The organism is Pseudomonas sp. NBRC 111139 (assembly GCF_001753955.1).
GTDB classification, from domain to species: domain Bacteria; phylum Pseudomonadota; class Gammaproteobacteria; order Pseudomonadales; family Pseudomonadaceae; genus Aquipseudomonas; species Aquipseudomonas alloputida.
In genome coordinates this window covers 33974-48097 of record NZ_BCBP01000027.1, presented here as the reverse complement: position 1 = coordinate 48097, position 14124 = coordinate 33974, and the positions used below count along the sequence as shown (strand labels likewise).

Below are 14124 nucleotides of genomic sequence, written 5' to 3'. Positions count from 1 at the left end.
CGTCAAGGGGGCGTATTCGCCCAGCGCTCGTAGGCTTCACGCGCCAACCGCGCCAGCAATGCCCGCTCGCTGCGATCGAAATCAGCCTTCAGTGCTTCACAGCGTTGCAGAAACTCGTTTTCGCTGATCACTTGCTCATCTACCTGAGCCTGCAGGGCCTCCATCCGCTGGTGCAGTGGCTGTACCAGGTCTTCAAATCGCTGCGCATGAAACTCGCGCGCGTATTGCTCCCAGAAAGGCCGCTGTGCCAACGAGGCAATCAGGGCATCCGTCGACTCATTTTGCAGAACCGCGTCCTGGACCCGCAGCAGGTCGCTGGTGGTTACGTTTGCAAAACTTGGGTAGTGCATTTCGTCGAGCTCGATCGGCAAGCCCAGCGGACGCGCAAGCCGCTGTCGGTAAAAAAGCCTTGTCTCGATTTCATCGATATGTGGGGCGTGCTCGGCATGCATGCGTTGCACGTGCAACGTCGCGTGGCGGTCGACCTCGTCCAGGCGAAACAAACCACGCGCCAGGCTCAGCAAACGAGCTTCCATCCGGCTGCCATGAGCATCTTCGACGGCGCGCAGTACCAAAACCCCAATTTCCATCTGCTCCAGCAACAGCAGCAGGCGGTCCTCACAACTGCGCCGGCCAGATGCCTCAAGAAACAATTGATGACGCAACTGCTCGTGCTGCTCACACGTTTCCAGAATCCGCCAGATTCGGCTGCGGTAATGCCCAGGGTGCTGTTCAAAGTCCTCGCCGTGGACGAAGTCTGCCAGAAAGCGGAACATTCCATCTGAATGCGGTTCCTCAAGCAGCGCTGTCCATATGGCCTGCTGGCGATCACGTTCAGCGTCGGCTGTGCTGTTGGCCCAGGTATTGAACAGGTCACTGTCAATGGCGCGATGACGTGCGGACGCTGACCCCCACTGCCCTAGGGTTACACCTCGTGCCTCATCGAGCAGTAATGCGTCAGCTTCGCCAAGTGGATTATCGTGCAAGGACAACTGGTGCACCTGCAGGCGCAGCTGCTGCAACTCTCGGCGCAGTGTGCGAATGTTGTTGTTACGCACGTCCACATGGGCACGAAATGAAATCTGCTCAGGCAACGCCTCCAGGCCGGCAGAGCGCAAGTTGACTTCACGCAAATTGCCCAGGCGCGTCAGTACCGGCGCCCTTCCCAACGGGTTGTGGCTGAGGTCCAGGTACCGCAGCGCACTCATCCCGGCAAGACGCAATTCACCGGCCTCATCCATTATCACGCTGTTGCGGCGCAGGTTTAGCTGCCGCAGGCGGGGCATATGTTCAATGCCGTGAGGGATCGCAGTCAGGCGATTGCCGGACAGGTCGAGCTCAATCAGGTTGGGAAAGCGTCGAAGAAAGTCCGCATTGATTTCACCAAGGCCCAGGTCACTGAGGATCAGCCGTCGCACATGATCAAAGCTCACCCCCTCCGGTAATTCGGGCAGACTCCCGATACGCTCTCCGCTGATGATCAGCGCGTAATCCCCGGCCTCGTCGGTTATCTTGCGCCGCCAGCTTCGCCGTACGGCAGTAGCGACCCGACGGCGGCGCAGCGCGTCCAGTGGGTTACTGGCATCCCTGCGCCACTGGCGCAGGCTCTGACGCAGGCGCGCCAACTGCCCCGTCAGCTGGCTGTAGTGCTCCCACAACCCTACTCGCCGCTCCATGAGGTCAAGCAGATAGGCTTGTAGCTCCCCGTCTGTCATCGTCGGAAACACTTGGTGAATACCACGCCCTATGGCACGCCGACTGCTCTCGCCTCGCCCACTCAAGGCATACCCGATACGCCCATCTCCAAAACGGGTCGGGGGTCGAAGGCCAACGCCCAGGCGGGGCATGCCACAGAGCTCAGCCGCTTGGGTGCGATCCCCGGCAGCGGCCTCGATCAACAACGAGCCCAGGGCGCCTGGACTGACAGCGGCATCGCCGAGATCGGCTGTCTGCGTCTCGTCCAGCGCAGCCAACAGTGCCGCCAGGTAGGGGCCGGATGTACCTTGACCGGCGTAGCGATAGCCGTCGCCGCGGCGCACGATACACCGTACATCCTGCGCAGACTCTGCGCCGATACCGGCCAGATACCGGCCACTCGGGCTACCTTCGCGCAGTTCGATGCGCAGGGTGTCCGGCCATTTCAGCTGACGCTCGAGCAAGCCCAAAGCCAGGCGTTCGGTGTCCGGATTGACGCAACGCGGCAGGCGCAAACCGGCACAGGCCCTGTCCAGACGGCTTTCGCGCAGCGACCATCGTGCACGCTCGGCCACTGCCAAAGGGATCCGCTGCGCGGTGCTGAGTGTATCGAGCTGCGCACCGCTGCATTGCTGAAGCAGCTCACGGGTACAGCGAGCCGACAGGCCGGGGAAAGTGCGCCGCAATATCCGCTCGATGCCATTGGGCTGCACTTGCCGATCAGCAACGTACTGCGCCAGCCGCGGCGCGCTGAAGTCCGGGTGTAATTCATGTGCCTGATAAAGCTCCAGGGCATCGAGCAACCGTGCAGGTGCGCCCATGTGCTCAACGTGTAAACGGCGAATCTGCGCTTCACTCAGCCCTGTCACCTGGAGCAGGTAGTCGCATGTCGGTTCCGGTAGCTCTGCCAGGGGCGTACTCAAACGGCGTACCAGATTGGCCCGCCCTTCCCAGTATTGGGGAGCTTCCAGTTCATGGCGCCAGCCGCCGGCGCCATTCTGCTCGATCACTGGCCGGTAGGCCCTGGGGCGACCAGGGTGCAGGATCCTGGAGCGACCATCCTGCGGATCCTCCATCACCCGATAACGCCCCTCATCGAGGTGCCACAACCATTCCTGTGCGCCGACACCCCGCAACGGTTGGGCATCGTAACCGGGCAGATCCGTGGCCATGAGCCTGACCTTGCCTGCGGAGGTGCACACCGGTGCCAAGTCATCCACGAAGGCCAGACGCTCAAGGGCACGCACGGCCACTTGGCTGCCGGCTGCGATCATCCCGCCGAGCACGACATTCTCGGCAACGTTGAACAGGTGGTTCAACGCCCCTTCGCGATCACCCATGCGCCAATCTTCATACCCTTCATACACTTCGTCAGCAATCTGAACCGCATTTGCCACCAGCAGCACTTCGCCAAGCACAGGCACGAAGGCCCCCGCCACATTCAGCAAGTTCATACCCAGCTCTTTGTAGCCCTGCATGCGCGCTTCGCGGTCTTCGTCATCTTCGACATCGGTGGGCACGGCGAGCACCTTGGCGTCATCCCTGATCTTGGCAAGGTGTTGCCGGCGCAGGTGTACGAACGGTGCGTCAGTGATCGGTGCAGAACGGGCGTCGAGTTCCACCCCGGCTGCCGATGCCTGCGCGACCCGTTCGTTTAATACCCGATAGAAATTGATGCGCTGACGCTCGTTAATTAAGCGCGCGAAAAAGCGCCGATAGGCCGGCGCACGGAAGCGCTTACCGAGGTACTTGTCGAGTGCATCCCAGCTGGCATGACGGGAGACGGGCTGATGAGGGTCATCGGGTACCCAGAGCACCACCGACTCCACTGCGCCCTCAGCTGACGGACGCACTTCCAGCGTCAGCACGCCTTCAACCGGGCGGCCCAGCAGGTACAACTGTCGGGGAACCACAGTGCCAACCAGCGCAGGCACCACCGGCTTTTCGGCAATAAGCGGCAACAGAAAAAAATACGTGCGCTCGTCAATGTCCTGTTTCAACGCAGCGACCCGCATCGCCACCTCGAAATGGGCCTTGAAACTCGCTTCGAACAGCCCGTGCAAGCGGGAAACGGCCTGGCCCGGTTCATCCTCCGGGCCATCTTCAGGCTGTAGATGGTGCGTGAGCAACGCCTGGTACTTGCCCCCTGCGTCAACCTCGCGACATGTGGAGGCAAACGCGTGGAAGCTCATCGGCAGGCGGTTACCGTTGCCATCGACCAGTTCACCTTTGAGCGTGAGCCCGGGGCGTGTCTCCCTGCGATGATAGTTATGCAGCGCCGCCTCCAGCAATGACCGCCTGGAACGACGAACATAGGTGGGCCGCAGCAGCGCAGGCGAAGCGCTGGGCAGCAACAGCCGCTGCGAGACCCTTACCCTCCAGCCCGTCACGTCCGGGTTGCTGAAGCCGCTCTTGCGCAGTTTCGTTTTGAGCAACGCTGCTGCGTAGGCCTGCAAAGAAGGGATGGCCTGGAGGATCGGGCCAAGCCGCGCATTGCAGTTCGCCTGCCGCCGCAGGGCGTTTCGTAACGCATCGAGCCTTTCCGGTTGCGCGTGGTCGACTAGCCATCCAGGCAAGTTTTGGGCAATCAGGCTATCGATGGAATCGTTCGGGGGCCGGTGCGGTGACATCTGTGGAGCTCTCCAGGCAAAGAGCAGAGCACACTACGTCTGCGCCCTTGCCGCGCACTGCATAGTTACCACACGCGATATCTGGATGTGCGGCGACCCATGCGTTCGGATAACCGAACGAGCAAACGCTATTTATTCGGCCTGGCGAACCCCGGAGGGATGTCGAGACTGTCAAGCGCGAGCAATACAAGCGGTTTAAGGTCGACAGCAAGGCTTGGCACGAGTCATGCTCTACACTTGGTAGCCGAATGCACCCGCTTCTTGCTGTATTCGTTGAACGAAGAGTCCGCCAACGGCTCCATAAAAAAAACAAACACGTCGAGGAAAATTTGATGCGTATCGTTCGTCAATTGCTGGGCGCAGCCATCGCGGCTGCAGTCATCGCTTCGCCGGCCATGGCCGAGGAGCTCACCGGCACCCTGAAGAAGATCAAGGAATCGGGCACCATCACACTGGGGCACCGCGACTCCTCCATTCCATTTTCCTACCTGGCCGGCAAACCCGAGCCCGTCGGTTACTCGCATGACATCCAGCTGGCCGTCGTCGACGCGCTGAAAAAGCAACTGGGCACGGACATCAAGGTCCGTTACAACCTGGTCACCTCGCAAACCCGTATTCCGCTGGTGCAGAACGGCACCGTCGACCTGGAGTGCGGCTCCACCACCAACAACGTCGAGCGCCAGCAGCAAGTCGGCTTCTCGGTCGGCATCTTCGAAGTCGGTACCCGCCTGTTGACCAAGGTCAAGGACGGTCAGCCTGCATACAAAGACTTCCCGGACCTGGCCGGCAAGAACGTGGTGACCACCGCTGGTACCACCTCCGAGCGCATCCTCAAGGCGATGAACGCCGACAAGCAGATGAAGATGAACGTGATTTCCGCCAAGGACCACGGTGAAGCCTTCAACATGCTCGAAAGCGGCCGCGCCGTGGCCTTCATGATGGACGACGCCCTGCTCGCCGGTGAAATGGCCAAGGCGCGCAAGCCATCCGACTGGGTCATCACCGGTACGCCACAGTCGTACGAAATCTACGGCTGCATGGTGCGCAAGGAAGACGCTGCGTTCAAGAAAGCGGTCGACGACGCCATCGTGGCCTACTTCAAGTCGGGCGAAGTCAACAAAAGCTACGACAAGTGGTTCCAGCAGCCGATTCCACCAAAGGGCCTGAACCTCCAGTTCCCGATGAGCGACGAGCTGAAAAAACTGATCGCCGAGCCGACCGACAAGGCTGCGGACGAGAAGAAGTCCTGATCCTCAGCAAATAGTGGCCTGGTGCTCACAAGCACGAATCAATTCTGCAGGCCACTCATTAGTGTCTAACCTTTCATCCGAGGGCGCCTTGCGCCCCCGGATGCTCGAAGGTGCCCGTGAAACAACCGTCTGAGGGGAAATCCCGATGAATTACAACTGGGACTGGGGCGTGTTCTTCAAGTCCACCGGCGTGGGCAGCGAAACCTATCTGGACTGGTACATCACCGGCCTGGGCTGGACCATCGCCATCGCCATCACCGCCTGGATCATCGCGCTGCTGCTGGGGTCAGTCCTCGGTGTCATGCGCACCGTACCGAACCGCCTGGTATCGGGTATCGCCACCGCCTACGTGGAACTGTTCCGCAACGTGCCACTGCTGGTGCAACTGTTCATCTGGTACTTCCTGGTACCGGACCTTCTGCCAGAAGGCTTGCAGGAATGGTTCAAGCAGGACCTCAACCCGACCACTTCGGCGCTGATCAGCGTGGTCGTCTGCCTGGGCCTGTTCACCGCCGCACGCGTCTGTGAGCAAGTGCGTACCGGTATTCAGGCGCTGCCCAAAGGCCAGGAAGCTGCCGCCCGCGCCATGGGCTTCAGCCTCCCGCAGATCTACAACAATGTGCTGCTGCCGCAGGCCTACCGGATCATCATTCCGCCGCTCACCTCCGAGTTCCTCAACGTGTTCAAGAACTCCTCGGTGGCGTCGCTGATCGGCCTGATGGAGCTGCTGGCGCAGACCAAACAGACCGCAGAGTTTTCCGCCAACCTGTTCGAGGCGTTCACCCTGGCCACGCTGATCTACTTCACCCTGAACATGGGCCTGATGTTGCTCATGCGCATGATCGAGAAGAAAGTCGCCGTGCCTGGCCTGATTTCCGTGGGGGGCAAGTAAATGGAAATGGATTTCAGCGAAATCATCCCTGCCCTGCCTGCCCTCTGGGAGGGCATGGTCATGACCCTCAAACTGATGGTCATGGGCGTCATCGGCGGTATCGTGCTGGGCACCATCCTGGCCCTGATGCGCCTGTCGTCGAGCAAACTGTTGTCGAACCTGGCCGGTGCCTACGTCAACTACTTCCGCTCGATCCCGCTGCTGCTGGTGATCACCTGGTTCTACCTGGCGGTCCCGTTCGTGCTGCGCTGGATCACCGGCGAAGATACCCCGGTGGGTGCCTTCACCTCCTGCGTGGTCGCCTTCATGATGTTCGAGGCCGCGTATTTCTGCGAAATCGTCCGCGCCGGTGTGCAGTCGATCTCCAAGGGCCAGATGGGCGCCGCGCAAGCGCTGGGCATGAACTACGCGCAGACCATGCGCCTGATCATCCTGCCCCAGGCCTTCCGCAAGATGACCCCGCTGCTGCTGCAGCAGAGCATCATCCTGTTCCAGGACACCTCGCTGGTATACACCGTGGGCCTGGTCGACTTCCTCAACTCGGCACGCTCCAACGGCGACATCATCGGGCGCTCCCATGAGTTCCTGATCTTCGCCGGCGTCGTCTACTTCCTCATCAGCTTCTCCGCTTCGTGGCTGGTCAAGCGCCTGCAAAAAAGGATCACCGTATGATTTCCATCAAGAACGTCAACAAGTGGTACGGCGACTTCCAGGTACTGACCGACTGCAGCACCGAGGTCAAGAAAGGTGAGGTGGTGGTGGTCTGTGGCCCGTCGGGCTCGGGCAAGTCCACCCTGATCAAGTGCGTCAACGCGCTGGAGCCGTTCCAAAAGGGCGACATCGTGGTCGATGGCACTTCGATTGCCGACCCGAAGACCAACCTGCCCAAGCTGCGCTCGCGCGTGGGCATGGTGTTCCAGCACTTCGAGCTGTTCCCGCACCTGACCATCACCGAGAACCTGACCATCGCCCAGCGCAAGGTGCTGGGCCGCAGCGAGGCGGAAGCCACCAAGAAGGGCCTGGCGCTGCTCGAGCGTGTAGGCCTCAGTGCCCATGCCAAGAAACACCCCGGCCAGCTCTCCGGTGGCCAGCAGCAGCGCGTGGCCATCGCCCGCGCCCTGGCGATGGACCCGATCGTCATGCTGTTCGACGAACCCACCTCGGCACTGGACCCCGAAATGGTCAGCGAGGTACTGGACGTGATGGTTCAACTGGCCCAAGAAGGCATGACCATGATGTGCGTAACCCACGAGATGGGCTTTGCCCGCAAAGTCGCCAACCGGGTCATTTTCATGGACAAGGGCAGCATCATCGAAGACTGCACCAAGGAAGCGTTCTTCGGTGACCAGAGCGCCCGCGACCAGCGCACCCAGCACTTCCTCAGCAAGATCCTGCAGCACTGACCCGGCCACAGCTTCCGCTGCCACGGCCCCACCAGGCAGCGGAAGCTGGTCGTAACAAGGCCACTGTGATGAAATGCGATCCCTCGCTACTTCGCCCTGCCAAGCCTGCCGTGAATTCCCGCCTGATCCGTCAATTGCTGTTACCACCACTGATCATCCTGCTGATGGTCGGCCTGGGAATGGCTGGCTACCTGTTCAGCGAGAGCAATGGTATCCGCGCCCTCAGCGAAAACGGCGAACGCCAGCTGGAGCTGCATGCACGCACGGTCGAAAGCGAAATCAGCAAGTACACCTACTTGCCGAGCCTGCTGGAGCTGGAAGACAGCGTCTCGCACCTGCTCACCGACCCGGACGGCGCTTCACGCCAGACGGTCAACGAATACCTTGAAGGCCTGAACCGTCGCAGTCGCAGTCGGGCCATCTTCGTCCTCGACACCAATGGCCGGGTGCAGGCCACCAGCAACTGGCGCGATGCCGACTCGTTCCTGGGTGAAGACCTGTCGTTCCGCGCCTACTTCCAGACTGCCGTGCGCGGCGAGCCCGGGCGTTTCTACGGCATCGGCAGTACCACTGGCGAGGCTGGCTATTACCTGGCCCATGGGCTTGAGGAGCACGGCAAGATCATAGGCGTTGCGGTGATCAAGGTGCGCCTGGACACCCTCGAGGAGCGCTGGCAGCGTGCCCGCCTGGAGGCGTTCGTCAGCGACGAGAATGGCATCATCATTCTCTCCAGCGACCCGGCCCGCCGTCTTAAGTCGGTGCGCCCGCTGACCCCGCAAATCAAGGAGCGCCTGGCGCGAAGCCTGCAATACTACTGGTGGCCGCTGAACGAATTGCAGCCTCTGGCGCGGGAAACCCTGGCCGATGGTGTGGAAAAGCTGACCTTCCCGGCCAACACCGAAACCGCTCATGGAAAACCGCACGAAGTGGCGTACCTGGCGCAAACCAGGCGCCTGGTCGACACGCCCTGGCATTTCACCCTGCTGACCCCACTGCAGGACCTGCGTCGCGAATCCATGGTGCAGGGCATTCTGGTGGGCGTGGCCTTTGCCTTGCTGGCGATCCTCGGCATTGCCTGGAACGAGCGGCGCAAAGTGATCGCCACACGCCTGGCGGCCCGCGAAGCCCTTGAAGAGGCCAACAGCCAGCTGGAGCGGCGGATTGCCGAACGCACCGCCGACCTGCGCGCCAGCAACGAACGCCTCAAGGGCCAGATTCGCGAGCGCCGGCATGCCGAACAGACCTTGCGCCACGCCCAGGATGAGCTGGTGCAAGCAGGTAAGCTGGCCGCCATCGGGCAAATGTCTACCAGCATTGCCCACGAGCTGAACCAACCCTTGGCTGCGCTGCGCACCTTGTCTGGCAATACGGTGCGCTTCCTTGAGCGCGGGGCGCTGGAAACCGCCAGCACCAACCTGCGCACCATGAATGACCTGATCGACCGCATGGGCCGCATCACCGCCAGCCTGCGCTCGTTCGCCCGGCGCGGCGATGACAGCGGCCAGGCTTCACTGGCCAAGGCGGTAGAGGCCACCCTGCAGGTGCTGGCCAACCGCGTCAGTGCCTGTCACTTGCAATTGCACCATCAGTTCGAGGACCAGCAACTGGCCATCGACCAGACCCGCCTGGAGCAGATTCTGGTCAACCTGATCGGCAACGCCCTTGACGCGATGGCCGCGCAACCGCAGCCTGAGCTGTGGCTGGAAGGCGAGTTGCAGGGCGACAAGTACCGTTTGCAGGTGCGCGACAACGGCCACGGCATTGACGCCGAAGCGCGCAAGCACCTGTTCGAACCCTTCTTTACCACCAAACCGGGCGAGCATGGCCTGGGCCTGGGCCTGACCTTGTCGGCTTCCCTTGCCGCCGCCGCCAAGGGAAGCCTCAACGTCGAGCATCCCGCCACCGGCGGCACAGCCTTCGTCCTGGCCTTGCCCCTGGTTTCCCCCCCTAGCGAATCGGCAGAGCATCCATGAACCAAGCGCCTCTTACCGTCCTGATTGTCGAAGACGACCCGCATGTGCTGCTCGGCTGCCAGCAGGCGCTGGCCCTGGAGGATATCGCCTGCGAGGGCGTGGGCAGCGCCGAACAGGCACTGGAACGCATCGGCGACGATTTCGCCGGCATTGTCGTCAGCGATATCCGCCTGCCGGGTATTGATGGCCTGGAGCTGCTCAATCGCCTCAAGGCCCGTGACCGCAGCCTGCCGGTGGTGCTGATCACTGGCCATGGCGATATCGACATGGCCGTTGGCGCCATGCGTAACGGCGCCTACGACTTCATGGAAAAACCGTTCTCCCCCGAGCGCCTGGTCGATGTGGTGCGCCGCGCGTTGGAACAGCGCGGGCTGTCACGCGAAGTGGTGGCCCTGCGCCGCCAGCTGGCCGAGCAGAGCAGCCTGGAGGGACGCATCATTGGTCGCTCACCGGCCATGGAGCACTTGCGCGAACTGATCGCCAACGTCGCCGACACCTCAGCCAACGTGCTGATCGAAGGTGAGACCGGCACCGGCAAAGAGCTGGTCGCGCGCTGCCTGCACGACTTCAGCCGTCGCCAGAGCCACCCGTTCGTGGCACTGAACTGTGGCGGCCTGCCGGAAAACCTGTTTGAAAGCGAGATATTCGGCCACGAGGCCAACGCCTTCACCGGAGCCGGCAAACGCCGCATCGGCAAGATCGAACACGCCAATGGCGGCACGCTGTTCCTCGATGAAGTGGAGAGCATGCCGATCAACCTGCAGATCAAGCTGCTGCGCGTGCTGCAGGAGCGCACCCTGGAGCGATTGGGCTCGAACCAGAGCATCCCGGTGGATTGCCGGGTGATCGCCGCGACGAAGGCCGACCTCGATGCCTTGGGCCAGAGCGGCCAGTTCCGCAGCGACCTGTATTACCGGCTGAACGTGGTCACCCTGGAGCTGCCGCCGCTGCGTGAGCGCCGTGAAGACATCCTGCAGTTGTTCGAACATTTCCTGCAGCAGTCGGCCCTGCGCTTCGACCGCGAAACACCGACACTGGACAGTCAGACCCTGTCGCGCCTGATGGCCCATGACTGGCCGGGTAACGTGCGCGAGTTGCGCAACGTGGCCGAACGCTATGCCCTCGGCCTGCCAGCATTCAAGAAAGGCCCCAGCGGAGGTGCCAACCAAGGCCTGCTTTTTGCCGAGGCGGTGGAAGCATTCGAACGCAACCTGCTCACTGATGCCCTGCAACGCACGGGCGGCAACCTGAGCCAGGCCAGCCAGGAGCTGGGCATGGCCAAGACCACGCTGTTCGACAAAGTGAAAAAATACGGCCTCGGCTGACTTGAACCCAAACTGGAAAACAACGTGGACCTGGTATTCAAAGCGGCCCTGGGCGCAGGCGTGGTGCTGTTGCTGGCGGTGCTGTCGAAAACGCGCAACTACTACATCGCAGGGCTGGTGCCGCTGTTCCCCACCTTCGCCCTGATTGCCCACTACATCGTCGGCAAGGGGCGCAGCATTGCCGACCTGAAGACCACCATCCTGTTTGGCATGTGGTCGATCATTCCGTATTTCGTGTACCTGGCAACCCTGTATGTACTGGTCGACCGCTTGCGCCTCGAGGCATCGATGGCGCTGGCCACGCTGGCCTGGCTGATCGCCGCGACCGTGCTGGTGACTGTGTGGGTGCGGATGCACTGATCGAAAGCAGCCAGCGCAGATTCAGAGCCCTGCGATGTGCGTGACCGCTTGCCTGTGCGCCTGCAAATAAGGCAACACCGCCCCCAGTAACGGCGCCTTGAACGGCTCCTGAAAACGGTGCGCCAACCCCGGGATCAAGCGTAACTGGCTGCCCTGGATATGCGCCGCCAGGTGCACGCCATGCATCACCGGCAATAACGGATCAGCCGTGCCGTGTACCACCAGGGTCGGCACTCGCAACTGGTTGAGCAACTCGACGCGGCTCGGCTCGGCCAGTATCGCCATGATCTGGCGCTTGGCCCCGTCAGGGTTGAACGCCCGGTCGTAGGCCTGCGCCGCCTGCTGCAGCAACACTTCGCGGTCGTCTCGTACCTCAGGGCTGCCCAGGGCCGCCAGCAGGTCGGCCTGCTGCTCGATAGCCACTTCACGGTTCGGCGCGCTGCGCCGGGCCAGCAACTGCACCAACGCCGGGGCCGGCGCCGGCAGCCCCGCCGCCCCTGAACTGGACATGACCAGCGTCAGGCTGCGCACACGCTCAGGCGCCATCGCCGCCAGGTGCTGGGCAATCATGCCGCCCATGCTCACCCCCAATACATGAAACTGGCGCACGCCCAACGCGTCCATCAGGCGCAAGCCGTCATCGGCCATATCAGTCAGCGTATAGGGCGCCGACACGGGCAGGCCCAACTTGTAACGCAACAGTTCGAGCGTCAGGTTGGCGTGCGGTGGTACCTGGTTCCAGCGTGACAGGCCGACATCGCGGTTGTCATAGCGGATCACCCGAAAACCTTGGCGGCACAATGCCTCGACCACATCATCTGGCCAATGAATCAGCTGCCCGCCCAAGCCCATGACCAGCAGCAAGGCCGGGTCGCGTGGCGCACCGACGCTCTGGTACACCAGGCTGACGGCACCGAGTTCGGCACGCTGCACCGGCACCTGGGCGTCACAGCGCTGTTCGGCGAAACTCGCCGGAACGCTGAACAGGAAGAAAAGAAAAAGCCAAAAAGCCCGCATGAAAGAAACACCAGAATGCAGATCCCCAGTAGAGCGCGAGTCTGATGAATTCTGTTCGGGCGCGCTGCCACAGTTCGGTGACAGTTTCATGACTCCCGCCAGGCGGTGCGACGATCGCCCAGTCGACAGATGCCGCATCATGAGAGAAACTCAATTCATTCCCTGTTTCTTCAATTCCACACCCCGGAGTCATCTGTGCTGGAGATCCGTCACCTGAAAACCCTTCATGCCCTGCGCGAAGCCGACAGCCTGGTGGAGGCCGCCGAACGCCTGCACCTGACCCAGTCGGCGTTGTCGCACCAGTTCAAGGAGCTGGAAGAGCGCCTGGGCCTCCCGATTTTCGTGCGCAAGACCAAGCCAATCCGCTTCACCAGCGCCGGGCTGCGTCTGCTGCAACTGGCTGATGCCACCCTGCCGTTGCTGCGCAGCGCCGAACGTGACATCGCACGCCTAGCCGGAGGCACTGCCGGACGCCTGCACATGGCTATCGAATGCCACAGCTGCTTCCAGTGGCTGATGCCGACCATCGACCAGTTCCGTGATGCCTGGCCGGAAGTGGAACTGGACCTGGCCTCGGGCTTTGCCTTCGCCCCGCTACCGGCCCTGGCCCGCGGCGACCTTGACCTGGTGGTGACCTCCGACCCGGTGGACCTGGCAGGCATCACTTATGTGCCGCTGTTCACCTACGAGGCGATGCTGGCAGTGGCCAACCAGCACCCGCTGGCCAGCAAGCCTTACATCGTGCCGCAAGACTTGCTCGACCAGACGCTGATCACCTACCCGGTGGAGCGCGATCGCCTGGACATCTTCACGCGCTTCCTGGAGCCGGCCGATATCGAGCCAGCCGCCGTGCGTACCTCGGAGCTGACGGTGATGATGATGCAGCTGGTGGCCAGCGGCCGTGGCGTATGCGGCATGCCGCATTGGGCGCTGCACGAGTACAGCTCGCGCGGCTATGTGAAGGGCAAACGCCTGGGCGAGAAAGGCCTGTTTGCCACGCTTTATGCCGCCGTACGCACCGACATGCTCGATGCCCCGTACATGCGCGACTTTTTGCTGACGGCCAAGGACACCTCGTTCGCTACCCTCGACGGCGTCAGCGCGGTGCGTTGAGCGCCTGGCGATACAGCGGCAGGATCAAGTCGCGGGTCAGGGGAGCCAGTGGCATGACGGGCGCCTGATCTGCAGCCAGCCAGACCACCTCCTCGATCTCTGCGGCCGGCACCACGGCAGCGGCGCTGTCGACACGGAACAGTTCAGCTTGCACTTCGAAGCCTGGTTCGTTGGCGGCGGGGGCACTGAACTGGCCCAGGTGCATGGCTTGAGCCGGGTCGATGCGCAGGCCCAGTTCCTCCTGCAACTCGCGCACCAGCGCCTGTACCGGCGTTTCACCGGCATCGATCTTGCCGCCTGGCTGCATGAAAGCCTCGGTGCCACGCTTGCGCACCAGCAGCGTGCGGCCCTGAGGGTCGATCAGCAGGGCGGCGGCGATGCGGATGATGTTGGGCATGAAGTGGGCTCGCTGAATAAAATGACCCGCGAGGATCCCATGGGGTCATTGGCCTGACAAGGCCGGTCA

Annotated in this window: 11 protein-coding genes; 8 read left to right on the top strand and 3 right to left on the bottom strand. The window is 62.2% G+C overall.

What is annotated here, in order from left to right; translation table 11 throughout:
* Positions 1–2 precede the first annotated feature (2 nt).
* Positions 3–4325 carry an NEL-type E3 ubiquitin ligase domain-containing protein gene (locus BJQ17_RS10010; RefSeq protein ID WP_070095977.1) on the bottom strand — a complete coding sequence of 1441 codons (4323 nt, stop codon included), beginning with the start codon at positions 4323–4325 and terminating at the stop codon, positions 3–5.
* Between the two features lie 332 nt (positions 4326–4657).
* On the opposite strand from BJQ17_RS10010, the gene BJQ17_RS10005 reads away from it, so the two are divergent.
* The 7 genes from BJQ17_RS10005 to BJQ17_RS09975 all read left to right on the top strand — a co-directional run bounded on the left by BJQ17_RS10005 (position 4658) and on the right by BJQ17_RS09975 (position 11528).
* Complete coding sequence (locus BJQ17_RS10005; protein WP_047605032.1) at positions 4658–5575, top strand: glutamate/aspartate ABC transporter substrate-binding protein; 918 nt, start codon at positions 4658–4660, stop codon at positions 5573–5575.
* A gap of 145 nt (positions 5576–5720) precedes the next feature.
* Positions 5721–6467 carry an amino acid ABC transporter permease gene (locus tag BJQ17_RS10000; RefSeq protein WP_003254968.1) on the top strand — a complete coding sequence of 249 codons (747 nt, stop codon included), beginning with the start codon at positions 5721–5723 and terminating at the stop codon, positions 6465–6467.
* Positions 6468–7139 (top strand): amino acid ABC transporter permease, encoded by a 672-nt coding sequence (locus BJQ17_RS09995; RefSeq protein ID WP_012051387.1) that lies wholly within the window; start codon positions 6468–6470, stop codon positions 7137–7139.
* Positions 7136–7870 carry an amino acid ABC transporter ATP-binding protein gene (locus BJQ17_RS09990; RefSeq protein ID WP_003254971.1) on the top strand — a complete coding sequence of 245 codons (735 nt, stop codon included), beginning with the start codon at positions 7136–7138 and terminating at the stop codon, positions 7868–7870. Before BJQ17_RS09995 ends, BJQ17_RS09990 begins: the two co-directional genes overlap by 4 nt.
* A gap of 68 nt (positions 7871–7938) precedes the next feature.
* The gene (locus BJQ17_RS09985) at positions 7939–9843 is read left to right on the top strand and encodes an ATP-binding protein (protein WP_003254973.1); all 1905 of its coding nucleotides are present in this window, start codon (positions 7939–7941) and stop codon (positions 9841–9843) included.
* Positions 9840–11168, top strand: coding sequence for a sigma-54 dependent transcriptional regulator (locus BJQ17_RS09980; protein WP_003254975.1), 1329 nt, complete (start codon positions 9840–9842; stop codon positions 11166–11168). The genes BJQ17_RS09985 and BJQ17_RS09980 overlap by 4 nt, the downstream gene beginning before the upstream one ends.
* A gap of 24 nt (positions 11169–11192) precedes the next feature.
* On the top strand, positions 11193–11528 hold the full coding sequence (locus BJQ17_RS09975) for a GlpM family protein (RefSeq protein WP_003254977.1): 336 nt from the start codon (positions 11193–11195) through the stop codon (positions 11526–11528).
* Positions 11529–11549: 21 nt separating this feature from the next.
* Here BJQ17_RS09975 and BJQ17_RS09970 read toward each other — a convergent pair whose 3' ends face one another.
* The gene (locus tag BJQ17_RS09970; RefSeq protein WP_003254979.1) at positions 11550–12545 is read right to left on the bottom strand and encodes an alpha/beta fold hydrolase; all 996 of its coding nucleotides are present in this window, start codon (positions 12543–12545) and stop codon (positions 11550–11552) included.
* A gap of 195 nt (positions 12546–12740) precedes the next feature.
* Here BJQ17_RS09970 and metR point away from each other — a divergent pair, with 195 nt between their 5' ends.
* The gene (gene metR / locus BJQ17_RS09965) at positions 12741–13658 is read left to right on the top strand and encodes a transcriptional regulator MetR (RefSeq protein ID WP_003254981.1); all 918 of its coding nucleotides are present in this window, start codon (positions 12741–12743) and stop codon (positions 13656–13658) included.
* Here metR and BJQ17_RS09960 read toward each other — a convergent pair.
* Positions 13642–14055 carry an NUDIX domain-containing protein gene (locus tag BJQ17_RS09960; RefSeq protein WP_003254983.1) on the bottom strand — a complete coding sequence of 138 codons (414 nt, stop codon included), beginning with the start codon at positions 14053–14055 and terminating at the stop codon, positions 13642–13644. The two genes, metR and BJQ17_RS09960, sit on opposite strands and share 17 nt — an antisense overlap.
* Positions 14056–14124 lie beyond the last annotated feature (69 nt).

Excerpts from the sequence above, each read along its gene's own strand:
- BJQ17_RS10010 (WP_070095977.1), bottom strand. The coding sequence starts at position 4,325 with ATGTCACCGCACCGGCCCCCGAACGATTCCATCGATAGCCTGATTGCC.
- BJQ17_RS10005 (WP_047605032.1), top strand. The coding sequence starts at position 4,658 with ATGCGTATCGTTCGTCAATTGCTGGGCGCAGCCATCGCGGCTGCAGTC.
- BJQ17_RS10000 (WP_003254968.1), top strand. The coding sequence starts at position 5,721 with ATGAATTACAACTGGGACTGGGGCGTGTTCTTCAAGTCCACCGGCGTG.
- BJQ17_RS09995 (WP_012051387.1), top strand. The coding sequence starts at position 6,468 with ATGGAAATGGATTTCAGCGAAATCATCCCTGCCCTGCCTGCCCTCTGG.
- BJQ17_RS09990 (WP_003254971.1), top strand. The coding sequence starts at position 7,136 with ATGATTTCCATCAAGAACGTCAACAAGTGGTACGGCGACTTCCAGGTA.
- BJQ17_RS09985 (WP_003254973.1), top strand. The coding sequence starts at position 7,939 with ATGAAATGCGATCCCTCGCTACTTCGCCCTGCCAAGCCTGCCGTGAAT.
- BJQ17_RS09980 (WP_003254975.1), top strand. The coding sequence starts at position 9,840 with ATGAACCAAGCGCCTCTTACCGTCCTGATTGTCGAAGACGACCCGCAT.
- BJQ17_RS09970 (WP_003254979.1), bottom strand. The coding sequence starts at position 12,545 with ATGCGGGCTTTTTGGCTTTTTCTTTTCTTCCTGTTCAGCGTTCCGGCG.
- BJQ17_RS09960 (WP_003254983.1), bottom strand. The coding sequence starts at position 14,055 with ATGCCCAACATCATCCGCATCGCCGCCGCCCTGCTGATCGACCCTCAG.